This is a genomic window from Paenibacillus piscarius (assembly GCF_022234545.1).
Taxonomy (GTDB): domain Bacteria; phylum Bacillota; class Bacilli; order Paenibacillales; family Paenibacillaceae; genus Paenibacillus_AQ; species Paenibacillus_AQ piscarius.
Genome location: NZ_JAIEUI010000021.1, coordinates 74,160 through 97,572 on the forward strand (window position 1 = coordinate 74,160; position 23,413 = coordinate 97,572).

Sequence of the window (23,413 nt, forward strand, 5' to 3'; positions counted from 1 at the left end):
AATATAGTACATTTCCGGCCGGAAAAATACCGAATCAGGCGAAAATGAAAGCCATTCCGTTTTTTTGAAAGCCTCGTGAGCGAATTTGAAAGCGTTTGCCTGGTTTTAAAATAGACTCCTGTTGCGGCTATAGCTAAGCTGAAATCAAGACAACAGTCATCTATAACAAACAAATAGGGGGGAACGGGAATTGAAGAAAAAACGGCGTCCAGGGCTCAGCATACTGTCTGACATCCGCAGGAATGGCACATCCTATTTGTTGGTTTTGCCGGCCATGGCATACACGTTTATTTTCGGCTATCTGACTTATCCTTATATGGTCATTGCTTTCCAGCGCTTCAATTATACAAAAGGAATCTTCCACAGCGAATGGGTCGGCTTCAAAAACTTTGAATTTTTCTTCCGTTCCAATAAAGCGCTTACAGTTACCTTCAATACCATTTACCTCAATTTACTGTTTATTATTTTCGGCACGCTGATGGCGCTGGCCATTTCCCTGGTGCTGAACGAGCTGCGCAAGAAGCTGTTTGTGAAGATCAGCCAGTCGCTGATGTTATTCCCGAACTTCATCTCATGGATCGTCATCAGTTATGTGCTGTACGCGCTGTTCTCCATGGATATGGGCGTGATCAATAGAATCCTGAACCAATTCGGCATGGCCTCCGTGAACTGGTATACCGAAGCCCAGTCCTGGCCGGCGATTCTAACCATTATGCATGTGTGGAAGGGCGCCGGCATGAACGCGATCATCTACCTGGCGACCATTACCGGCATCGACGAGACGTTGTATGAAGCCGCCGAGATTGACGGGGCGAACCGCCTGCAGATGTGCTTCCGGATCACACTTCCTCTAATGATGCCAACGGTTATTATTCTGACGATGCTCTCGGTCGGCAAAATTATGTACGGCGATTTCGGGATGATCTACGCACTCATTGGGGACAACGGCACCCTGTATTCGACCACGGATATTATTGATACTTACGTATTCCGTTCCTTGCGCCAGATCGGCGACCCTTCCGAAGCCATGGCCGTGGGACTGTTCCAGTCGGTTATCGGATTCATCCTTGTCTTTGGTACCAATGCCATTACCCGCAAGTACTTCAAAGACGGCGCATTATATTAAATCCGGGAAGGAGGAGTATTCATGAAAAAAATCTCAATCAGCAGAACGGTCATGTACACGCTGACTGCGGTCTATTCGGCGCTGTGCCTGCTTCCGATGCTGCTTGTGCTGATGATCTCGATCACGGATGAGGATGCCATTCTCAAGAACGGCTACAGCCTGTTTCCGGAGAAATTCTCCCTGTATGCCTATAAGCTGATCTTCACGAGCGGCTCCCAGGTCATTCAGAGCTACGGCATTTCGATCTTTGTCACTCTCGTCGGCACCACGCTGGCCCTGCTGATTACTTCTATGGCAGGCTACACACTGGCGAACAAAAATGTAAGGCACCGCAATCTGCTGGCCCTTTACTTCTTCATCACCATGATTTTCTCAGCCGGCATTGTGCCCTGGTATCTGATGAACCGGGCGCTCGGATTAACAGATAATATTCTCGCCCTGATTATTCCGTCGCTGCTGTTCAGCCCGTTCAACCTCTTCCTGGTGCGCAATTTCATGAACGGCATTCCTGACTCGCTGCGGGAATCCGCCACCATCGACGGAGCCAGTGATATTGTCATTGCCTTCAAGATCTATCTTCCGTTATGTAAACCGGTACTGGCGACGATTGCCCTCTTCTATGGACTGGATTATTGGAACAACTGGTGGAATGCGATTATGCTGATTGACACTAAGGATCTATACCCGCTGCAATTCATGCTTCTGCAGATGCAATCGGAGATCAGTATGCTGAACGATATGGCCATGCTGGCGGGAACGAGCGATGTTACGCTTCCTTCGGAGTCGGTCAAGATGGCGACAGCCATCGTAACCATCGGACCGATTGTTTTCCTCTATCCTTACTTACAGAAGTACTTCGTGAAAGGGCTCGTGATCGGTTCGGTGAAAGGCTGATGTCATCCCTTAGGGGTTAACATATAGAAGACAACATAAGAGGAGGTCCGTATTATTCATGAGAAAATCCTATGCAACCCTGTTAGCTGTGGTGCTTGCCCTGTCCACCCTGGTTGGATGCGGCAAGGCCGATAATGCCAGCCCCGGCGCAAATGGAGAAAGCAATGCTTCATCCCCGAATGCAGAGAAGGCTAATGACTCTGAGGTCGTCAAGATCAAATACGTGGTTCCCGGCACCGAGCCTAAGGATTACCAAAAGGTGTTCGAGAAGGTCAATGAGAAGCTGGCTGCAGACGGTGTCGGAGTTGCCGTAGAGAAAGTCTTCATCCCCTGGGATGCCTGGGACCAGAAGCTGAACCTGATGCTGTCCACCGGTGAAGAGTTCGATCTGTTTCATGTCATGCAGGACCGCACTCCTTTTTCCAACTACTACACCCGCGGTGCACTGGCAGATATCTCTGAAGAGGTTGAGAAGTACGGAGCCAACCTGAAAAAGAATATTCCGGAGGACATCTTTGGCGGCGCCACCATCGGCGGGAAATATTATATCGTCCCCTCCTACTGGGTTGAAATGGCCAGTGAAGGCCAATTCAATATCCGCCGCGACATTCTGCGCGAGAACAATTTGCAGGAGCCCACAACTCCGGCTGAGCTGATCAGCGCCTGGGAGACGGTGATGAAGAACTGGAAGGGAAAGAACAAGCCTTACTTAGGCACCCGGGCCGATTTTGACCCGATCAGTCTGCATACCTCCATCCTGCACCGGACCTATGACACCTTCCCGTTCACGGTTAAGGATAAGTTCATCTATGTCAACCAGAACGGAGAGGTCAAATCCTGGATTGAAACCGACGAATTCAAGAAGGATGCCGCCTTCATGCATGAGTTGTACACCAAGGGAATTACGAACCCTGACATCCTGGTCATGAAGCAGGAGCAGGTAGATGCCCAGCTCGACAGCGGAGAGTGGTTCGTACGCCTGGGAACCGGCGGAAGCTTGAACGGACTCCAGAAGTACAACCCGGATGCTACAGTGGACGATATCGGAGTGGTGTGGTTTAACCCGGAGAAGGAGTATCTGCGCCCTCTCTCCTTCAAGAACGGAAATGCCGTACCGGCGAACAGCAAGCATCCGGAGGCCGCTGTTAAATTTATGGATTGGATGCTGGCCAGCCAGGATAACTACGATCTCGTTCAATACGGCATCGAGGGTGAACACTACACCAAAGATGGCGACAAGGGCCTAAAGCCGATCAGAGACCCGAACAACAACAATAATCCAAGATACAGAGGCTCCGATTCACAGAACGGCAATGTAAACTTTATGCGCTTTGACCCGGAGAGCAGTATTCCTGAGAATAACAAGGTCTTATTCGAGCCTAATCCGAATGCGGTCAATAGTATTGCCGCCAACTTTATTTTTGACCCGACGAATGTAAGAACCGAATACACCAATATTCTCTCGGAAGCTTCAGCCAGTATCACGCCAATCTATATGGGGGTGCTGGACTACGACAAGGCCTTCCCCGAAGCGCTGGATAAGATGAAGAAAGCAGGCCTGGATAAGGTCGTTGCCGAATATCAAAAGCAGTTCAAGGAATATCAAGCTTCTCAGCAATAAAATGAGCTGCAACACCAAAGGAGCGGAGAAATCGTGAGCCTGCATCAGCAAAAACAAGAATTTGAAGTAACAAAAACCGTTCATGAAAGCGCAACCCTGGTATTTAAAAATGTGGACGGATTCGATGTCTATAATATTTCAATTCCTTTTAAACGGGATGGCAAGCGTTACTTGTTCGGCCGGGTAGAACGCCGGGAGGAATGGGCCCGCTCCTGGGTCCGTCTGTTCGAGGAAACAGGCCAGGATGAGTGGACCCTGGTGGAGAACAGCATGATCTATACGCTGGAGGACCCGTATATCAGCGAAATAGGTGATGAGCTCGTGCTTGGCGGAACACATGTGCAATATGAAAGAGGCAAATACAGCACGTATTTCGGTTATTTTTACCGGGGGACGGACCTTCACAATTTGTACTACTTCACGACCGGTCCTAACAAAATGAAGGATATCCGCCTGGTTGCTCTGGCGGACGGCAGAATTGGCGTCTTCTCGCGTCCCCGGGGCCATGAGGTGAAGGGCCAATATGGCAGCGAATCGATGATCGGCTTCACGGTAATTGACAAGCTGGAGGATTTGACTGCTGAAGTCATTGAGAATGCCCCGTACATCCATGGTATCTTCGGAGCAGGTGAATGGGGAGGCGTCAACCAGGCTTATCTGCTGAGCAGCGGCAATATTGGAATTATCGGCCATATTTGTTACTCGCATCAGGAGGAGAATGGGCAGGAAATCAAGGTCTATATGAACATGTCCTTCATCTTTGATCCGGTGACCCGGCAATCCCATGACCTGCATCTGATCGGAAGCCGCTCCTGCTACCCGCCTGGACCTGCCAAGGCTCCGTATTTGACAGACTGCGTCTTCTCTGCGGGGATTGTGATGCGCGGGGACGGCAAGGCCGATCTGTACAGCGGGGTTGGCGACTGCCAGGCTGGACGTATAACGATTGACTATCCGTTCGCATCTTACGGAAGCATTGTCTAGCACGCAGTTCAATACTCAAGGAGGATATTCAACGATGAGTTATAACAATACACCCGGCATAGGAGCTTTGGCATCCAGTCCCTTCATCCGCCGTCATCCGGCCAACCCGGTGCTGGATGCAGCCCGGGTCCCTTACCCCACCGCACTTGTGTTCAATGCGGGAGTGGTGAAGTTCGGCGGCCGGTATGTGATGGTATTCCGCAATGACTACGGCTCCCTTGAGCAGCAGACCCTTGAGCCGTCTCATACAACGGATCTCGGTATCGCCTTCAGTGAGGACGGGATTAACTGGACGGCCGGGCCCAAGCCGGTGTTTAAGCTGAACGACGAAGAGTATGTGCGCGGATATGATCCGCGGCTGACGGTAATCGACGGCCGTTGCTACATGTGCTTCGCTGTAGATACACGGCATGGCATCCGGGGCGGGATCGCAGTCACGGATGACTTTGAATCCTTTGAAATCTTGAGCTTGTCTACACCGGACCTGCGGAATATGGTGTTATTCCCGGAGAAGATCAACGGCAACTATGTGCGACTGGAACGGCCGTTCACCGTATACAGCCGCGGAGGCAAGGACCGGTTCGACACCTGGATCGCGGAGTCCCCGGATCTCATCTATTGGGGCCGGTCTGATCTGTTGCTGGCCGTGGAGCAGGTCCCGTTCGCCAATGACAAGATTGGTCCGGCAGCACCACCGGTGAAGACAGACAAGGGCTGGCTGACCACCTTCCATGCGGTGGATCTAGATCCCGAGAGAGGCAAGAACGGCTGGGAGCCATCCTGGAAGAAGCGGTATACGGCAGGCATTATGCTGCTGGACCTCCATAATCCGAAGAAAATCCTCGGGATGAGCGCCTCGCCGCTGCTCGCCCCGGAAGCCCCCTACGAAATCGACGGCGGCTTCCGCAATGACGTCATCTTCCCCGGCGGCATGATCCTGGAGGACGACGGCGAAGTCAAAATCTATTACGGTGCCGCCGACGCCGTAGAGTGCCTGGCTACCGCGCATGTTGATGATTTAATCAGGCTTTGTTTGGGGCAGTAAAACAAGCGGGTATCATCCTTGAATGAGGATGATACCCGTTTTTAAGGCGTTATTCCCCTGATCATAGCCAAAATCTCTTCAATTACAATCTCCGGTTCATCCTGATGAATATAATGTCTGCTGCCGGCCGCTATCCGGCACTGGCTCGAAGGATATAATTTCTGAACCTCCGCTTGCATCTCCTGGTCGATTCTCAGGATGGCTTCGTTTGGCCATTCTTCATTGTAAGTGTCCGGCAAGCCTCTCATAATGATAGAAGTATTCAGATCGCTCATTTGCGTTAATTCTACCAATTCCATGTAGCTTCGCGGTTTGTCGATGCTCTCCTTGTTCATCAAAGGGTTTAAGTAATACTCTCGGTTATGGGCAACGAGCTTGTCATGCAATACCCGCTCATAGACAAGCTCCTTATATTCAACGGCAGCATCAATAAGAACCATACCCAAGATAAGCTCAGGATATCTGGCTGCAAATAATCTTGCGACCAGACCTCCAAACGAGTGTCCCACTAAAATATAGGGCGGTACTATGTTCAGTTTCTGCAATAATCCGGATAATTCCTCCACCAAGTCGGCACAGCTGCGCGGTCCAGACACAGCCTGACTTCTCCCTGTTCCTGGCCTGTCATAAGAGAACGTTGACGTCTCTTGACTAATTCTCTCCTGCACCCCATTCCAAGTATCACTGCCGTCACCTAAGCCTGCCACAAAGACAACACTGGGCGTGCCTCTTCCTTCGTATTTACTGTAGACCATGCTTCTTTATCCCCGCTTTCTTAATCTATTAAAGATCGACTCTACATGAGCTATGTATTCATTTTCTGAGTATACCACAGTGCAGATTTATACTTCTTCCTGATATATCTAATAAACACGCAACTCATTATGTCAGTTAACATTACGTAAAACTGCAGTTTTTATCATATAATATACTAATTTTTGCACCTACCTTTGTTAAAATCTCTAAAAATAGTTCAATTTCATATTATTCATTGACTGAATTAATATACAATGTTATATTTCTTAACACAATTAATAATATACATAGAGGAAAGGGAGATTGCCTACATGAGTAAGTTGAAACGTCTGCGCAGAACGAAGAGGCAAGTTATAGCTACTTCCATTGCATTATCTGTTATTGCTTCAGGAGTCATTCCGTTTCAAACGGCCGATGCTTTAACACGGGTCACTTCATCCAGTGGTACTGTATGGGAGATTCACGATGCTTTTGCTCCCAGCTTAGACACAGGAAGCTTGCGTACCATTGGTAGTACACAAGTACAAGGCTTCGGTAATATTTTTGTTAAAGTATCCTCGCCTTCCGCCTCCCTAATGAATGGACAGATGATGCGCGGGTTTGACCTCAAATACGATGGTGTTAATCGATTCACCTCCTCTCAATCTGTCAATCTCGGAAATGTCACCGTTACCCGTGATGTGTATGTGGACACTATCAATAACCGGACCAGATTCTTTGATACTTTTACCAATAAGAATGATATGGCTGTAAAAGTAGATGTCTCCTTCGGCGGCTCCTTAGGCTATGGCACAGCGGCCAACGCTTCAGTGGTCAAGGCCACCTACACCAATGATCTGGACGTGACAACAGACGATTCATGGATTGTAGTCGACAGCAGTGCCAGAAACAATAAACCTCTAGGCGTTGCAGTGGGGTCTCCTCACCCGTTCCCTAATGGATTAACTGCTCTAGGCAATCAGCAGCAGAATCCATTCACCACACCTCTGGCTAAGTCCGGCAATGAGGCGAATTTCTACGGCTTTATTAATACCTTAAATCTTGAGCCGGGCCAGTCGAAATCTCTGGTGCATTTTGTGCAAGTTGGGGAGGCTGGCGAAGCAGGACTGAGTAATCTGGTAACCACGCTTAATGGACTGAATCAGCAGTTGGATGTGTCTGGCTTAACCCCCGCACAGATCCGCTCCATCAGCAACTGGGATATCTCAGGTATAGAGGGGCTTAATGCTGGAGATACCCTGTTCGTTCCAGAGGCTCCTGCAACCCAAAGCTTCGTCACCTCCTCCCCCTATAATGTAGTGAATAAATCCATCGCAGAGATGCAGCAGGATATGATTAGCGGTACAACAACTTCTGTCCAAATTACGCAAGCGTATCTCGATCGGATCAAGGCTTACGATTTGGGGCAACTCGGCTTCCATGCCTTCCTGCATGTATCCGAAACTGCGCTGGCCCAGGCCAAAGCGGCTGACGATGCCCGGGCACAAGGTGCCAAGGGTGATCTGCTGGGAATTCCAATTGCGATCAAAGATATCTACGACACCAAGGATATGCCGACAACAGGCGGCAGTAAAGCGCTTGAAGGCTGGCGGCCGGAATCGGATGCCTTCCAGGTGAACAAGCTGCGGGAAGCCGGCGCGGTCATTATTGGTAAAGTCAACACCTCGGAGTTCGCGAACAGCGGAAGCTTCAGTGAAAGCGGCTGGATGCAGACATGGAATGCACTCTATCCATCCAAAACCTCCTTTGGCTCCAGCGGCGGTTCGGCCGTATCGGTGGCAGCTGATTTCGCAGCGGCAGCTATGGGATCGCAGACCGGGGTATCCCTCTACGCACCTACGACAGGCGCCAGCTTAAAAAGCTTCCGCGGAACAGACGGCATGGCAAGTACAACCGGTGTGCTGCCGCTCACTTGGGGACAGGATTATGCGGGGCCCATTGCCAAAACCGTAACAGACCTGGCCATTATGCTGAACGCTACAACGGGTACGGACCCGCAGGATATTTTCACCGTAACTGCTGATGCCGATCATAAACGTCCGGAGAACTGGAAGGAATCGCTGGATGCCGGCGCACTAAAGGGAAAGAAAATCGGGTACATCCCATCATCCTTCGTCTCCAGCTACGCAGATGATGATACCGGACAAGCGGTAATGAACAAATTCTCCGAGCTTCAGGCCGCAGGCGCGACCATGGTTGAAATGTCAAAAATGCCAGCAGCCCCTACCCGCCCTCAGGGCATTAACGGCTCTACCGAAGGCTGGGCGCGCTACATTGAGCTTCACAAAGCCTTCCCTTACGCGGATGGAGCAAGCGTGCTCGCTTCCGATAAGGTGCTTATCTATAATCAGAGAGGATATACTGCACCTACGCGGATGACGGAACAGGCTGTACAGGATTACATTAAGTATAGAACGGACTACAAAGAAGTGATCAAAGGCTGGATGGACGAGAATGGCGTGGATGCCATTGTGTATGCAGGCTTCATCAGTGACGTATACAACAATGACGCATCAGCCGCTCAGCTAAGTTCTGACCGCAACACAGGCGTATTAACGTCTAATGTCGGTCTCCCTACCGTAGTGGTTCCTGTAGGAACGAACGACAGCGGATATTCGATCTCGATGCAGCTTGTGGGCAGAGCGTGGGACGATGCCAAAGTTCTGGGTATGGGCTACGCGCTTGAGCAGCAAAGTCAAGCCAGACTGCTTACCGCTTTTGCTCCAGCACTCCCATATGTTCCAACCCCAACTGATCCTGATCCAGTAGACAATGAACCAAGCAATCCTAGTCCTGGAGGAGGTACCGTCACTCCACCGGCAACACCGACGCCAACGCCAGCACCTACAGCTACACCGGCTCCTACAGCTACACCAGCACCAGCAGAAACAGCAGCACCAACACCTACGCCGGTAGTAGTCAGCTTCACAGACACAATTAATCACTGGGCAAAAGCAAGCATTGACCTGCTGATCTCCAAAGGATTACTAACAGGTTATGAAGATGGCACCTTCCGTCCGAATGCAGGCCTGACCCGTGCCGAAGCCATTAAGGTCATTACAACGCACATGGGACTTGAAGGACAAGCAAGCAGCTTCACAGATGTATCTGGGTCGCATTGGGCCAATAAATACATCGGGGCAGCCGCCAATGCAGGCCTGATGAACGGATACAGCGACGGCACCTTCCGTCCAAACGCTAAGATTAGCCGCAGTGAATTAGCCACCCTAATCACCAGAGCGTTTAAGCTGACAGGTACCGGAAACACTTCATTCAAAGATATTAACAAAGATGCATGGTACTATAATTCCATTGATGCACTCGCATCGAATAAAATTATTACCGGATACGAGGACGGTACCTTTAAGCCTGCTAAAGACATTACCCGGGCAGAGTTCGCTACTATGGTGGCGAGGTTGCTGGAGAGCGGGAAGTAAGGGGAGTTATTATTAAAAGCATTAAATTTACAGGAAAGGCCATCCCGAAAGGGATGGCCTTTTTCTTAAGAAATGATTTCTATAGTTACCGTATAAACATAGATACCTTTCTTAATTTGATAGGGAGCGTGAATATTTTTGGTCCAGCCGGTATCTCCGCCAAGACCTGCATGTTTGTAATCAATATTAAGAAAAACAGAATCTGAATTTCCCAGCTCGTCTGCATAGGCGGCGTTGTCATATTGCTCAATACTGTGCCCATGAATATCGAAATGGAAATGTCCCGCTGCCGAGACTTTTACTTCTTGTTCTTTGGATGACAAATATAAATACCTGACATCCTCCTTACCACCGCATTCTACCGGTAGGATATAGGGTACGTGCTGCTGTTCTACAGTGCTCTCATATACTCCAACGAATGCGGCAGATTTACGGTCTGCGTAGTTTTCCCATGGCCCGCGGCCATACCATTTCAACTTCTTCCAGGCATCAGAGAACTTAAAGCTAAGCCCAATTCTCGGGAGGGTGTCGACCTTGGCATTGTTCACAACTTTATTGGTGATTTCTATACCCTTGCCGCCAACGGTATAATTAGTTTTTGTTTCAATGCATCCATGATATATACAATGAACTTGAATGATAACAGCAGCTGGTGCGGCAAATACCCTAATCTTCTTGATTTCTTTTTGATGGGAATGGAGCCCGAGAGCTTTCCATTCATCTGCATAATTGGACGATTCGAGATGAATACCTGCATCAATACCTGTTGGAGGGCGATAGAAGTTATTTGCTCCTCCCGTGAAATAATGCTGGTTATTGTATTTTACAGAAATGAACTCTGCTGTTTCTTTCGAAAAAAGAACCGCTGTATTTTCATTATATATATGAATTTCATTTGTCGTTTCATCATACTTCAAACTATCCTTTTCTATCTCTCCGGTATGCACCTTATTAACAGAATCTTTAAGCTCTATCTGGCATGCATAAATACAGGTTCCCTTATTAGAATAAAAAGTGTCCTCGTCCAAATAAGCATGGAAATTAAGAAAGGCTTCCCCGGAGACTTTAGACGAATCATAAGGCGCTTGAAGCTTTTCAACGGATCCGGGTGCTGTGTGATACCTAGGCAAACTACCGCTTTCAATCACCTTTCCATCGCAAACCAGCTCCCACACCATATTCAAATGGCTTAAATCCCGATGTGTGTAGTGATTATAAATTCGATAGCCATTATTCCCAGGCATATAATCTATTTGGACAGGAGATTGTACATTTTTTATTTCATTCGCAGCCGGCTTGAGCGTTAGATCAGGGAAAACAATACCATTCAGGCACATATCAGGAGCAGGATCAATCACTTCTTCCTGGAATGCCCCGCCATAGACATACTTTTTATTTCCGTCTTTATCATGCTTAACCAGCGCTTTATCCTGAAAATCCCAAATAAATCCACCTTGAAAACGCGGGAATTTATGAATGAGCTCCCAAAATTCATTAAAGTTTCCGTTACTGTTACTTTTCGCGTATGCATATTCACACATAATAAAAGGACGCAAATCTTCGCTTTCAGCCATGACATCCAGGATCCAATCTTTCTGAGGATACATAGGCGCCATAATATCAGAGATGTTTGCCGGAGGATTCAGAGACTCATACTGAACATACCTTGTTTTGTCATACTCCTTAATCCAGCCGTACATCGCAGCATGATTCGCTCCATAACCGGATTCATTACCCAGAGACCAGAGAATGATGGATGGATGATTTTTATCTCTCAGAACCATCCGTGTAGCCCGTTCCATATACGCATGTGTCCATTCGGGGGATGCGCTTAACTGGCCGCCAAGACCGTGTGTTTCAATATTGGCTTCATCCACCAAATAAATGCCAAATTCATCACACAGGTCATACCATTCGATTGCGTGGGGATAATGACTTGTTCTTACTGCATTGATATTCAGCGATTTCATGACCTTAATTTGCTCACGCATATATTCTGTTGTTACAACCCGTCCTGTTTCGGGACAAAAGGCGTGAAGATTGGTGCCCCGTATAATGAGACGCTTCCCATTAATTCTCAGGACCCCTTTTCGATCGATTTTCACTTCACGGAAGCCGACATTCGCACTTTCAATATCAATTACATTTCCAGACAAATCAATCATTTCTAACACCAATTTATAGAGATAAGGGCTCTCGTCGCTCCACAATTGCGGATTTGAAATGGTTTTCGTAACCTTTGCTACATATTTTTCTTGCAGATAGGAATCACAATCCGCAAACTTTGGCGTTTCAAACTCAGTAACCAATTGCTGATCGCTATCATACAGGGACAACCGCACATGGGCTTCACCATAACGATTCGCTTTATTATTAGGTACAACCGTCACTTTTAATTCGGCATTGTTGTAATTCCCTGAAAAGAGGGTTTCGATCTTATAATCATGAATGCGCATACGTGGTTTTGCATAAATGAGAACATCCCGGTAGATCCCCGAGAGATGCCAGTAATCCTGATCCTCCAGATAAGTCCCGGCCCCAAACCGCATAACCTGAACTGCTATATGGTTTTGTCCCTTTTGAATGTAATCCGTGATTTCAAAAGAAGCGTTAAGCTTACTGTCCTGAGAATAACCAACCAGTTTGCCGTTTAACCACAGATAAAAACACGATTCCACACCTCCAAAATCGATAAATATATCTCTTTCGTTAAAATGTTCGTCAACTTCAAACGTTCGGACGTAACAACCGGTAAGGTTACTATCCGGCACATGAGGCGGATTCAAAACGTATTCATTCTTCTTGAGTTGAATTTCGTGATGTGAATCCTCCCCTTTTTGAACAAAGGGATACAACATATTAGTGTATACAGGCTTTCCATACCCCGAAAGCTCCCAATGGGAAGGAACCGAAATATGATCCCAATGGGAGACATCATAGTCAGGACTATAGAATTCATCCGTTACTTCATCGGGGAACCCAAACCATTTAAACTTCCACAGTCCATTCAGGCTATTTACGTATTTAGACCTTCTCCGGTCTCCGCTTAAAGCCTGTTCAACGGTTTCGTATGCTCCGTAGGGCTCATGCATGGGATAACGATTTTTTTGAGTAACATATTGATTTTCCCAATCTCTGCTTAGCTTCATTGGCTAATAACACTCCCATCCATTGTTCTAATTGGTTGATCATTCAATCTAGATACCCTTATAATATAAGGAAAATCCCTTGTGTTAAATGTTGAGTATGGTATTTCATTTATCCATTTTGGTAGGAGTGTGAATACATGAATGTTGAAGACATTAATGAAAATGATGTAATCTACCGATGTATCGGCAAAGATTTTAATCAAGGTATTTTATCTTGCGGCTTTATGCGGAAAAGATCAGCAGAGCGTTCTCAATATGATTTTAAGATAGGCTATTACAGCTGTTTTTTAGTATTGCAAGGCAGCGGAAAGTTTATTTCTGCGGACGGTACCGTTACTCCTATGCAAGCAGGTGATCTTGTTCAACGTTTACCTGAACGTTTGCACTCTACTGCAATTGAACCAGATGGTAATTGGATCGAGTTTTATATCAGTGTCGGGTATCCTGTCTATTCCTACTTAAAGACACTTGGAATTATTAATTCCGATAAGGAAGTTCAATCGACACAGCATACGAATGATTTTTTCTTTGATTTTCTATCCTTGCTGAAAGCCTTGAAAAGTGCAACAGATGAAAGTCTTCCCTCCCTGCTAATGAAGTCTCAGGATTTGATTATCCGGTTACACACTAGCATTCATAATGCTCATAGCAATGAAAATGAAAGTAAAATAACAAAAGCTTGCGAGCTTATTAGTGTTTCCAATGATATTCACTTTGATATTCAGGAAGTGGCAGCTGCCGTGAATATGGGCTACGAGAAATTCCGGAAATTGTTCAAAGATACTACGGGGATTTCCCCTAAGCGATATCACACTGAACATTTAATGAGACAGGCCAAAATGATGCTGTTATCTGGCCTTCCCATCAAACATGTAGCCGTTAGTCTGGGTTACGGGGATATATACTCATTCACCAAACAATTCACTAAGTCAGAAGGGGTATCTCCAGGACGGTATATTCGTAAAACAAAACCTGTTCAAAATTAAATCGCTAAAAAAAAGCAACTCATCCGTAGACAAGTTGCATAGTAAACGTTCCTTGTGTTTTTTCAGTGAGCGGAGATGCATCAATATCTCATTCTCAATACAACGGGCGGCAAAAGTAGCCAGCTTCGTGCCCTTGTTCGGGCAAACATCGTTGCCTTTGTCTCATTCATGGATAAAATCCTGTTCATTCATTTTCTCAATTTCACCCGTACTATATTCTCTAACAATTTGCCCCTCATTTGTCTGATATACTATATATGTTCCATTTGCTTTAGCATCCAACTTCGCCCGGTCACCTGTTAACCGAATCAATTTAGCAAGGTCCTTCGTAAGATTCATCATTCCACAAACACCTCATTTCACACTTATAGTTCGAGTATACCACAGTACAGCGCATTTTATATCGGCTTCAATCCAATACAGATAACACAATGATTTTTGAATATCTTATTAAAAAACACAAACAACCTGCAGGACCGAGACATCTAATGTCTCATTCCTACAGGCGTTTTCTTACCTCACCGCTTCACCTTATAAAACTCATGATACAGCTTCATAAGCGCCCTCTTCTCAATCCGCGACACATAACTCCGCGAAATCCCCAGCTCCTTCGCAATTTCCCGCTGTGTCCGCTCCTCCCCGCCAGTGTCCAGGCCAAAGCGGCCGACTACAACTTCCTTCTCCCGGTCATCCAAAATATCCAGATTCCGATAAATCTTGCTCTTCTCGATCTTCAGATCCACTTCTTTAATCACATCATCGGTCTCCGAGCCGAGAATATCGATCAGGGTGATCTCATTGCCCTCTTTATCCGTGCCAATCGGATCGTGGAGGGATACGTCTTTACGTGTTTTTTTGAGCGACCGGAGGTGCATCAGGATCTCGTTCTCGATACACCGGGCGGCAAAAGTAGCCAGCTTCGTGCCCTTGTTCGGGCGGTAGCTCTCGATGGCCTTGATCAGCCCGATGGTGCCGATGGAGATCAGGTCCTCCATGTCTTCGCCGGTGTTGTCGAATTTCTTGACTATATGGGCAACCAGCCGCAGGTTATGCTCGATCAGCAGGTTCCGTGCCTTGGCATCTCCCTCGGCCATCATGCCTAAGTATTTGCTCTCATCCTGCTCCGATAGAGGCTGGGGAAAAGCGTTGTTCCTTACGTAGGATACCAGCAGCGTCAGTTCTTTGATCAGCAGCGCAATCGTGCTTATGATTCCAGGCAACTTGGCGACACCTCCCGCACATGTACAATGAAACCGATCAGTTAGCAGAACAACGGGTTCATGGTCCCTTTATTGTATGTGGGTAGGTGCCTAGAAGTGCATGTACGGAGAAAATAGGTACGGGCTTCCTACGCCCGCTTAATCACTCGGCATCGCACCCTTCTTACTATTATCATAGCTCCAGGCCACCACCGTTGCACTGTCCCGCCCAAGTTGTTCATGCACCCCCGTCAATATTTCCGCCACACATTCCTCCAGATTCTCTCTACCCGTAAAAGCTTCATACAGCCTGCGCGGGTCCTCCAGCAGCCGTGCGCCCACTCCAGTAGTCCGTCAGTGGTCATCACAATCACGTTACGGCCCTGCCGCAGCTCGCGGATGCCGGAGGAGTAGCATGGGACGGGCTGGGCGAAGGTGTTGACGAAGCCGATCCACTCATAATAATTGCGCTGGTTAAGCGCATATTGCCCGCGGGCCGCCAGCTCGGGGTGCAGCAGATACAGTGAGTTATCTCCCACCGATAACCACCACAGGTAATTGTCCATGCGCACACAAATCAGACATGCGGTCTCCCCTGTTACCTGCCTGCACTGATTCAGGAATGACTCTGATTGGAAAATCGACAGCAAAAAAGCCTCCAGCTCCCGGAACGCCCGCTGAACCGGCAGCGACAGAAGCCTGATGATTTCACCTGCTTCATAGTTGATCGTGCAGACCAGCAGTTCGGCACTTTCCGCCGTATTATGCGCATCCAGGATGCACTTCATGCTCCATACTTCTCCCCCTGTCCCGCCTGCCGGATTCTATATATCTACTATACTCATTCCCTCAAGCGGAAACGGCTATGCCGTTCTTTTTAAGGACGGTACCGTTTCAGCGAGAAATATAAGGATAAGTTATCGTGTGCAACCTATAAATTATATTTTAACAAAAAAACAGCAGAAGCAACATCTACTGCCTCTGCCGCCTTTCTAGCCATTCATATTTCCGGCAGCACCGACATCTTGAAGCTCCAGTTGCCGATGGTGGTTCCGTTCCGTTCAATGGAGGTGTAGTCAAACTCGGTGAATCCGTTCTTGGTATAGAATCTTCTGTTGATCTCACTGTTCGTGAAGGTCACAAATGATTCAGGCAGCTTCCCATTGGTCTGCTCCTGAATGTAAGGAATCACGCAGTCCCGGAGCATTCTGCTGCCAAGCTGCTGGCCTCTGGATGAGTGGTCTACGGCCAGGGATTCCAGGAACCAGGACTGCTTTTTGAGCACCTTGCTGGGTTCATGGCCTTCATTGAGAGTCTTCAGGAATCTGAGCACCTTGGGGATGCTGACGGTTCTGAATAACCGGAGTGCACCGGCACGGAGATAGTCCCATATCCCGATTTCCTTACTATAGGGGCGTTCGATGATTGCGCAGCTTTTAATCTGCTGATTCTCTTCTCCTACGAATACGATACTCTTCTTATAATAGGCCCCAATGTATACCTGGAAGACCTCAGTCAGGAACTCTACAAATTTCTCCCCGGTTCTGAATTCGCTGCGGATCTCACGGCATAACGGATAATCTGCAAATGACAGGGCATTAAGACGGGCTACGGCGGGCAATTCCTCGGGTCTTGGTCTTCTGTAATTGATCATGCGGGTTCCCTCCCGGGTTCTTTTGAATTAAATTCTATCTATCCCGCAGGCCCTTGGTAATACACAATCGTAAGCAAAATATCCGTTAACGAACAATGTAGCGCAAAGTGTCCGTTAACGGATAGTGTAGCAGGTTTATTTCCATAGGAAACCGAACAGATTGGACAGACACGAGGTGACTTCCTCCGGCGCCATGGAGAAATCGGTCTCCATCCACCACATAATCATGCCAACCACGCCGGAAGAATAATAAGCGACCAGAGGCGGCAGCGAACTGCTGGCGAGTTGCACACCTTCTGCCTGGCAGACTGTGAGTATATTGGTAAAAAAGCTGATGAACGTACCTTGAAGCAGCTTCTCTAATTCATCTGAGGCTTCGGCAACAAAGAGATTATGGTACAGCTTCTTGTTGCCGCGAATATCCAGCAGGACCTCCAGAATCAGCTCCTCCGGGGGCGAGTCACTCAGGAGGATCGCTTCCAGTCCCTGCTGCTCCTGCTGCAGAATATAAGAGATGAGCTTATATTTATCCTCGAAATGAGCATAGAACGTGGTGCGGCCTACGACAGCTGTCCGGCATAGATCATTTACGGTGATTTTACGAAAAGGCTTGTGTTCAAGCAAGGTTTCCATCGCCTTAACAATCGCTTCCCTGCTCTTGGTGATTCGAATATCCTCTTCAGACACGTGTCAGCTCCCCCTGCGGTTTGAGTAAATGCTTCTATTCTACTGCCGGAACCAGGGGATAGCAAGACTGTATACCTGTCTCCCGGCGGAAGGATGGTTCTGCGGCATGGCGGACTTTCAGTTTATAAAAAGTTTAACTCTAATTTATCTTTCCCCCGAATTTGCCCTCTTTTTATTTATCCCGGTGTTAATCCTTTCCCGTAAGATAGGAAACATCTTCTAGCGGCTGCCTTAAGCCGCCGGTTGGATGATGAATGCCGGGAGGGAATGAAATGAAGAATCAACGTGCCTGTGCCGCTCTGGTATTAGGGATGATTATTGCAAGTACGCACCTGGCGTTATCCGCATCTGCGGCGCCAAGCAGCGTTACGGCAAATAAGACGCAGCAGCAGAATACCAGCACCTTGGCGCAATTACCGCCGGTCACTGTCCAGGCCGGGGTCAGCGTGAGACTGACCGATGTGCAATTAGCTAAGGCCGATGGCGGCAACAGTCTGACCTACACACTGGTGTACAGTAATACAAGCAGCAGCACCTATAAGCTGTTCAACGTCTTTTCCAAGATCACCACCCCTGCGGGAGCATCGCTGAAGAGCAGCCCCATTCCCGAGGATAAAAGCAAAGCTGAGGTCGCCCCCAAGGAACAGCTAACCGTCACTTACTATGTGAATGCCGGCAAGCTGGCCTCGCCGCAAGGACTCTCGATCTCGCTGTTCGGCTTCGACTTCAGCGGCTCCGAATACCAGAAGAAGCTTGGCAGCTTCACCGTTCCGGCCGCTTATACCCCTTATGTACAGCAGGGTCTGAGCAAGCAGATTACGGTCAGCAATCTGCCGGTTACCTTGAAGCCCGAGAGCCTGCAAATCTACAGCTTCAATAACAAAACCTACGCCAAGGTCGCTCTGAGCGTAACGAATCTAGGCCCCAAGGTACTCGCTGCTCCCGGCCACCGGGTGTTCCTCGAATCCTCCGGCGGTTCTGCGTTCGAGCTGACGCTTGACAGTGCCAGCCGTGATTACAAGGTGCAGTCCGGCGAGAACAAGAAGGTATTGTATCTGGCGGAGCTCCCTGCATATATCCCCACCACCCGCATGTCGCTGCTGATTACCGGGGAGAATGCCGGACTGAAGGCGGATCTGCCGGTGGTCTCCTTCAGGCTCCCGGAGGCGGCATATCCCAGCCTGGATGTGAATGCTTATGCCATCCGGAAATTCGGCGTGAGCAGCAATACGATTGAGACCCAGCTGAAGCAGGCTTCTGTCTCCTCCACCGGAGAGAAGGCATTATGGACGCTCAAGCTGCGGGTCAAGAATGCCGGGAACAAGGCGGTCACCCTGCCAGCCTATGAATTATCTGTAACCGCCAAGGAAGGCTACTCCTTCCCGGTCAACAGCAAGACGCTGGCCAGCCTCACCTTGAAGCCGCTTGAGGAGAAGATCCTCCAATTCTCAGCCGAAGTGCCGCTGAAGGTGAACCAGAGTACGCTGAAGCTCCAGATGGTAGAGCCGGCCGCGGAGGGCAAGCTGATTTTCCCTGCCGCCCTGTACAAAATCCCCTATGCCCTGGAGATGACCAACTCCATAGCTTCCGAGGTCATCATGGACAACAGCTTCGGCACCTTCGGCGTCACACTGGAGTCGCTCCAGCGGATGCCGTGGACCACCGAGGATCTGCTTGTCGCCGCCATCCGCATCCGCAATGTCAGAGAGGCGGCGGTGACACTGCCTGCCTTCACCGGGGAGATCAAGGCAGGACAAGCTGCTATAGACCCTGCGGTTCAGGTGGTGGCCGACAGCCCCAGCCGGCAGCTCCCTGCAGGGGCCAGCACTGTGTATTACGTGATCGGCAAGCTTCCCTACGAGCAGTCTGTGGACCAGCTCCGCATCGGACTGAGCAGCACAACTGGCGATACCGCTGAACCCTTCCTCTCCCTGAATACACGTCAGGCTGCTGCGGGATTGGCTGCGGAAGATGCGGCTGCCGCCTTCCGAATGGAGACCCCAGGCAAGCGGGCAGAGGTCAAAGAGCGCCGGACGGTTCTCTATCCCGGAACAAGCCAGAATATTGTGTATACAGAGCTTGAAGTGAATAGCCTGGAAGCACGGACAGCAGAGCTGTCCAGATTCGTGGCCTATTACAAGACGCCGGACCGCACCTATTATGAGGCGGAGGTCAGCCAATCCACACTAGCAGCAGCACCTAAGGGCAAGAGTCTGGTAACGGTATGGAGCAGGCTGCCTGCCGGTACCGACGCCTCGCAGCTGACACTTTTCATAGGAGAAGGGGTTAGCGAAGGCAAACTGACAGCACCGGCAGGGACTCCGGCCGCCTATATTCATCCTAAGGCACTTGGAGTCCATCCGCAGACTCCGGCCGCGCTGACCACACTTGGGACTGGGGTGCCATTGTTCCCCTATACGTTTACCGTAACCCAGGCAACAGGAGCTGTGTCTGAAGGCCAGGATACGCTGAATGTCAATCTGACCTATACCCTTGCCAAGGACAACCAGTATGATATGGGCGCTTATGCCCATAAGCTGGTCGTGCAGCTTACCGATCCTCTCGGCCAGACCCAAGAGAAGACGCTGTTGCCCGGCACCGATCTGGTCACCGGGAGATTCCTGAGCTATCCGTTCACCCTGACAAGTAATGCCTATAAGACGCTCAGAAGCGGAAAATTCCAGGTGACCCTTTATGACGAATTCCAGGGAGAGCGGATTCTCCTGGGCAGCCAGAGCTACTCCCTGACCTATACACCGGCAGCCAAAGCCCCGGAGGCGGCTGTCCCCAGCAACACCACTAATCCGGATGGCGGAGGATCACGATGAACGTCAAAAAAACCGTATGGCTGTCAGCCGCCGTAATATTAGCCGCAGGCATAGCCGTGTATAGCCTGCGGCCGGACCGGAGCACACAAGACAGCGTCCCTGCTGCACAGACTACTGCAGTCACCAAGGGAGATATAACCGTAACTGTGAAGGGCTCCGGCACTGTAAAAGCCACGAATACCACGATTGTCTTTGCTAAGGATACAGGGAATGTAGCCAAGGTTCTCATTAAGGAGAATGAACAGGTCAAGAAGGGTCAGGTCCTGCTGACCTATGAAGGAGCCAATGTAGCCAGCAATGTCAGAATCCAGCAGAATACGCTCAAGCAGTCGCAGAATGACCTGCTGGAGAAACAAGATCAATACAAGAAGCTAATCATGGACGGAGCTGCCCTAACCGACATTGATGCGGCGAAGCTGGCTATCGAGCGAACCAAGGATACCATTACGGCTACACTGGCTGAGCTTGCAGCGCTGAAGAAGGATCATATCCCTCCCGCTTCTATTAAAGCGCCGATGGACGGAACAGTAACCAAGCTCAGCGCCTCGACCGGCGGGATGGTGACTAAAGGAGCCGAAGTCTTCTCCATAACAGACTACAAGCACTTAAGCGCTACGGTTAAAATTGATGAGCTGGATATCCCCAAGATTAAGCCGGGCATGCCCGCCACTATAAAGCTGGATGCCATGCCTGCCACATCCTATCCGGGCCGGGTCACCCGGATTGCCGATGAAGGCACCCTAACGAACGGTGTCTCCGTCTTTGAAGTGACCCTGCAGCTCACAGACCCCGCCGGAGCAAGAGCGGGCATGTCCGCACAAGGACAGATCACGATAGAAGCGAAGAAGGATATTCTGCTCCTTCCCATCGAGTCCGTGACCCAGAAGGATAACAAGTACTATGTCCAGGTCCAGGAACCGCGGCCGGAGCAGACAGCTGCCGCCAAGGGCGGCTCTCCCACCCCGCCCCCGGCACAGATGAAGGCTGTTACTGTAGGCCTGCACGATGAGAGCCGGATTGAGATTGTGAGTGGATTAAAAGAAGGGGAACAGGTAATTATTCCGACGATCATTGCAGCCAGCACACCGGCTCCTGCCGCTCCGGGTATGTTCGATATGGGCGGTGACGAGGGCGGCGGGGGCAACAGCGGCGGCGGTGCGGAAGGAGGCTTCTAATGAGTACAGAGCCTCTAATCCGGATCGAGCATCTGGTTCACGGATATACAATGGCTAAAGAACAGGTGACGGTGCTGCAGGATCTGTCTTTTGAGATCAGCCACGGTGAATTTGTTGCCATCATTGGCCCCTCGGGCTCCGGCAAATCAACCTTAATGAATATGATCGGCTGCCTGGATGTACCGAATGAGGGAAGCTATCTCCTGGACGGACAGGATGTCCGCAGGTTATCCGACAACCGGCTGGCCCAGATCCGCAATGAGAAGATCGGCTTCATCTTCCAGAGCTTCAATCTGCTTGCCAAATTATCTGCGATTGAGAATGTGGAACTGCCGCTGATCTACCGGGGTCTGCCCCGCCGCGAACGCAGAATACTGGCCGAAGCAGCGCTTGAGAAGGTTGGACTGCATGAGCGGATGCACCACCGGCCCAGCGAGCTGTCAGGAGGCCAGCAGCAGCGGGTCGCCATCGCCAGGGCGCTGGCCGGGAATCCCCCGATGCTGCTGGCCGATGAGCCTACCGGGGCGCTGGACTCCAGAACAGGAGAAGAGGTCATGCACATGATCCGAATGCTGAATGAACAGGGTCACACCATTATTGTGATCACCCATGACCTGGGCATTGCCGAGCAAGCGAAGCGGGTGATCCGCATTCAGGACGGCTGCCTGGTGGAAGATCGGAGAAATGACCTATGATGCTGGTTCAGAGCATACGAATGGCGCTGATGAGCATCGCCGGCAACAAGGTCCGCTCCTTCCTCACGATGCTGGGCATCATCATCGGAGTGTCCTCAGTCATTCTGCTCGTTTCGGTCGGGCAGGGTGTCACCGGCCAGATCACCAGCCAGTTCAGTGACTTAGGCACCAACCAGCTGACGGTGATGATCAACGGACGGGGAGCGGTCACCTCCCTTACGAATGAGGAAGTCGCCGCAATGGGCCGGCTGCCCGGTGTGGACCAGGTGTCGCCTACGGTCAGCAGTACTGTAACGGCGAAGTACCGCAACGCTCATACCAACGTCTCCCTTGAAGGCATTACCCCGAGTTACGAGAAGGTGCAGAACTTCCATGTGCAGTCCGGCCGCTTCCTGCTGGATATGGACAACGAGTACCGGCAGAAGACGGCCCTGATCGGAACCGAAACGGCGAAGAAGCTGTTCGGTGCCGAGCATCCGGTAGGCCGGGAGCTTCAGCTCAACGGCAGCACCTTCAAGATTGTAGGCTTGCTCCAGGCCAAGGGCTCCTCGCTCAGCGGATCGAACGATAAGAAAATCCTTATCCCCTTGGCTTCCGCCGAGCGGCTGCTGCAGAGCAAAGGCATTCAGACCTTTGCCGTCACCGCCTTAAGCGACAAGGATGTAGCACCTGTGAAGGCTGCAATTGGACAGATCCTGGACAAGAAATTCCTGCACGCCAAGGATTCTTACAGTATCTTCGACTCCAAGCAGATGCTTGATACGCTGAAGGCAACCTCCGGCACATTGTCCCTTGCTCTGGCAGGGATCGCCGGAATCTCCCTCTTCGTCGGCGGCATCGGCATTATGAACATTATGATTATCTCGGTGAACGAACGCACCCGGGAGATCGGTATACGCAAGGCGATCGGCGCCAAAAGAACCGATATTCTGCTGCAATTCATCATTGAATCGGTTGTACTAAGCACCCTGGGCGGAATCATCGGGATTGGAGCAGGCTTAGGTCTGACCTGGCTGGTTGGCCAAACGGGCGCACTGAAGGTAGGCTATGCCTGGAATATGGTTACCATCTCCTTCCTGTTCTCACTCTTGATCGGCGTATTCTTCGGCCTTCTGCCTGCCAATAAAGCTGCCAGACTCCGGCCGATCTACGCCCTGCGCACCGATTAGCCGCGATG

At 49.8% G+C, this 23,413-nt stretch carries 18 protein-coding genes and 1 pseudogene; 11 read left to right on the forward strand and 8 right to left on the reverse strand.

Annotated elements, in window-relative coordinates; genetic code table 11:
• The first annotated feature begins 190 nt into the window (after positions 1–190).
• From K1558_RS26010 to K1558_RS26030, 5 genes are read left to right on the forward strand one after another with little or no spacing between them, the layout of a single operon-like run.
• Positions 191–1,126: an ABC transporter permease gene (locus K1558_RS26010; RefSeq protein ID WP_238654872.1), complete on the forward strand. Its 936-nt coding sequence runs from the start codon at positions 191–193 to the stop codon at positions 1,124–1,126.
• A gap of 21 nt (positions 1,127–1,147) precedes the next feature.
• Positions 1,148–2,020, forward strand: a complete 873-nt coding sequence (locus tag K1558_RS26015) for a carbohydrate ABC transporter permease (protein ID WP_238654873.1) — start codon at positions 1,148–1,150, stop codon at positions 2,018–2,020.
• Positions 2,021–2,078: 58 nt separating this feature from the next.
• On the forward strand, positions 2,079–3,641 hold the full coding sequence (locus K1558_RS26020; protein WP_238654874.1) for an extracellular solute-binding protein: 1,563 nt from the start codon (positions 2,079–2,081) through the stop codon (positions 3,639–3,641).
• 33 nt (positions 3,642–3,674) lie between these two features.
• Positions 3,675–4,625 (forward strand): MTP-1 family protein, encoded by a 951-nt coding sequence (locus tag K1558_RS26025; protein ID WP_238654875.1) that lies wholly within the window; start codon positions 3,675–3,677, stop codon positions 4,623–4,625.
• Between the two features lie 34 nt (positions 4,626–4,659).
• Positions 4,660–5,670 carry a glycoside hydrolase family 130 protein gene (locus K1558_RS26030; protein ID WP_238654876.1) on the forward strand — a complete coding sequence of 337 codons (1,011 nt, stop codon included), beginning with the start codon at positions 4,660–4,662 and terminating at the stop codon, positions 5,668–5,670.
• Between the two features lie 41 nt (positions 5,671–5,711).
• Here K1558_RS26030 and K1558_RS26035 read toward each other — a convergent pair whose 3' ends face one another.
• On the reverse strand, positions 5,712–6,425 hold the full coding sequence (locus tag K1558_RS26035) for an alpha/beta fold hydrolase (protein WP_238654877.1): 714 nt from the start codon (positions 6,423–6,425) through the stop codon (positions 5,712–5,714).
• Positions 6,426–6,737: 312 nt separating this feature from the next.
• On the opposite strand from K1558_RS26035, the gene K1558_RS26040 reads away from it, so the two are divergent.
• Positions 6,738–9,863, forward strand: coding sequence for an amidase family protein (locus K1558_RS26040; RefSeq protein ID WP_238654878.1), 3,126 nt, complete (start codon positions 6,738–6,740; stop codon positions 9,861–9,863).
• 65 nt (positions 9,864–9,928) lie between these two features.
• Here the strand turns inward: K1558_RS26040 and K1558_RS26045 are convergent, their stop codons facing one another.
• Positions 9,929–13,012, reverse strand: a complete 3,084-nt coding sequence (locus K1558_RS26045; RefSeq protein WP_238654879.1) for a glycoside hydrolase family 2 TIM barrel-domain containing protein — start codon at positions 13,010–13,012, stop codon at positions 9,929–9,931.
• A 137-nt stretch (positions 13,013–13,149) separates the two neighbouring features.
• Here K1558_RS26045 and K1558_RS26050 point away from each other — a divergent pair, with 137 nt between their 5' ends.
• Positions 13,150–13,998: a helix-turn-helix domain-containing protein gene (locus K1558_RS26050; RefSeq protein WP_238654880.1), complete on the forward strand. Its 849-nt coding sequence runs from the start codon at positions 13,150–13,152 to the stop codon at positions 13,996–13,998.
• 48 nt (positions 13,999–14,046) lie between these two features.
• Here the strand turns inward: K1558_RS26050 and K1558_RS33230 are convergent.
• The 6 genes and pseudogenes from K1558_RS33230 to K1558_RS26075 form a co-directional block, all read right to left on the reverse strand.
• Positions 14,047–14,139 (reverse strand): annotated as a pseudogene (locus K1558_RS33230) (RNA polymerase subunit sigma-70); the annotation flags it as partial.
• 21 nt (positions 14,140–14,160) lie between these two features.
• Positions 14,161–14,340 (reverse strand): hypothetical protein, encoded by a 180-nt coding sequence (locus tag K1558_RS26055; RefSeq protein WP_238654930.1) that lies wholly within the window; start codon positions 14,338–14,340, stop codon positions 14,161–14,163.
• Between the two features lie 176 nt (positions 14,341–14,516).
• Positions 14,517–15,218: an RNA polymerase sporulation sigma factor SigK gene (sigK, locus tag K1558_RS26060; RefSeq protein ID WP_238654881.1), complete on the reverse strand. Its 702-nt coding sequence runs from the start codon at positions 15,216–15,218 to the stop codon at positions 14,517–14,519.
• Between the two features lie 230 nt (positions 15,219–15,448).
• The gene (locus K1558_RS26065) at positions 15,449–15,985 is read right to left on the reverse strand and encodes a PP2C family serine/threonine-protein phosphatase (protein ID WP_238654882.1); all 537 of its coding nucleotides are present in this window, start codon (positions 15,983–15,985) and stop codon (positions 15,449–15,451) included.
• A gap of 212 nt (positions 15,986–16,197) precedes the next feature.
• Entirely contained in the window at positions 16,198–16,851 is a 654-nt protein-coding gene (locus K1558_RS26070; protein ID WP_238654883.1) for a GNAT family N-acetyltransferase, read from the reverse strand.
• 135 nt (positions 16,852–16,986) lie between these two features.
• Positions 16,987–17,538, reverse strand: a complete 552-nt coding sequence (locus tag K1558_RS26075) for a TetR/AcrR family transcriptional regulator C-terminal domain-containing protein (protein WP_238654884.1) — start codon at positions 17,536–17,538, stop codon at positions 16,987–16,989.
• Positions 17,539–17,810: 272 nt separating this feature from the next.
• Between K1558_RS26075 and K1558_RS26080 the strand changes: the two genes are divergently transcribed.
• The 4 genes from K1558_RS26080 to K1558_RS26095 are packed head-to-tail and all read left to right on the forward strand — an operon-like array spanning position 17,811 to position 23,405.
• The gene (locus K1558_RS26080) at positions 17,811–20,366 is read left to right on the forward strand and encodes a hypothetical protein (protein ID WP_238654885.1); all 2,556 of its coding nucleotides are present in this window, start codon (positions 17,811–17,813) and stop codon (positions 20,364–20,366) included.
• Entirely contained in the window at positions 20,363–21,541 is a 1,179-nt protein-coding gene (locus tag K1558_RS26085; protein WP_238654886.1) for an efflux RND transporter periplasmic adaptor subunit, read from the forward strand. Before K1558_RS26080 ends, K1558_RS26085 begins: the two co-directional genes overlap by 4 nt.
• On the forward strand, positions 21,541–22,236 hold the full coding sequence (locus K1558_RS26090) for an ABC transporter ATP-binding protein (RefSeq protein ID WP_238654887.1): 696 nt from the start codon (positions 21,541–21,543) through the stop codon (positions 22,234–22,236). The genes K1558_RS26085 and K1558_RS26090 overlap by 1 nt, the downstream gene beginning before the upstream one ends.
• On the forward strand, positions 22,233–23,405 hold the full coding sequence (locus tag K1558_RS26095) for an ABC transporter permease (protein ID WP_238654888.1): 1,173 nt from the start codon (positions 22,233–22,235) through the stop codon (positions 23,403–23,405). The genes K1558_RS26090 and K1558_RS26095 overlap by 4 nt, the downstream gene beginning before the upstream one ends.
• Positions 23,406–23,413: the final 8 nt, after the last annotated feature.

Bases quoted from the DNA above. Each gene is read 5' to 3' on its own strand.
- K1558_RS26055 (WP_238654930.1), bottom strand. From the start codon at position 14,340: ATGATGAATCTTACGAAGGACCTTGCTAAATTGATTCGGTTAACAGGT.
- K1558_RS26090 (WP_238654887.1), top strand. From the start codon at position 21,541: ATGAGTACAGAGCCTCTAATCCGGATCGAGCATCTGGTTCACGGATAT.
- K1558_RS26040 (WP_238654878.1), top strand. From the start codon at position 6,738: ATGAGTAAGTTGAAACGTCTGCGCAGAACGAAGAGGCAAGTTATAGCT.
- K1558_RS26070 (WP_238654883.1), bottom strand. From the start codon at position 16,851: ATGATCAATTACAGAAGACCAAGACCCGAGGAATTGCCCGCCGTAGCC.
- K1558_RS26080 (WP_238654885.1), top strand. From the start codon at position 17,811: ATGAAGAATCAACGTGCCTGTGCCGCTCTGGTATTAGGGATGATTATT.
- K1558_RS26045 (WP_238654879.1), bottom strand. From the start codon at position 13,012: ATGAAGCTAAGCAGAGATTGGGAAAATCAATATGTTACTCAAAAAAAT.
- K1558_RS26015 (WP_238654873.1), top strand. From the start codon at position 1,148: ATGAAAAAAATCTCAATCAGCAGAACGGTCATGTACACGCTGACTGCG.
- K1558_RS26050 (WP_238654880.1), top strand. From the start codon at position 13,150: ATGAATGTTGAAGACATTAATGAAAATGATGTAATCTACCGATGTATC.
- K1558_RS26030 (WP_238654876.1), top strand. From the start codon at position 4,660: ATGAGTTATAACAATACACCCGGCATAGGAGCTTTGGCATCCAGTCCC.
- K1558_RS26035 (WP_238654877.1), bottom strand. From the start codon at position 6,425: ATGGTCTACAGTAAATACGAAGGAAGAGGCACGCCCAGTGTTGTCTTT.
- K1558_RS26020 (WP_238654874.1), top strand. From the start codon at position 2,079: ATGAGAAAATCCTATGCAACCCTGTTAGCTGTGGTGCTTGCCCTGTCC.
- K1558_RS26095 (WP_238654888.1), top strand. From the start codon at position 22,233: ATGATGCTGGTTCAGAGCATACGAATGGCGCTGATGAGCATCGCCGGC.
- K1558_RS26085 (WP_238654886.1), top strand. From the start codon at position 20,363: ATGAACGTCAAAAAAACCGTATGGCTGTCAGCCGCCGTAATATTAGCC.
- K1558_RS26065 (WP_238654882.1), bottom strand. From the start codon at position 15,985: ATGAAGTGCATCCTGGATGCGCATAATACGGCGGAAAGTGCCGAACTG.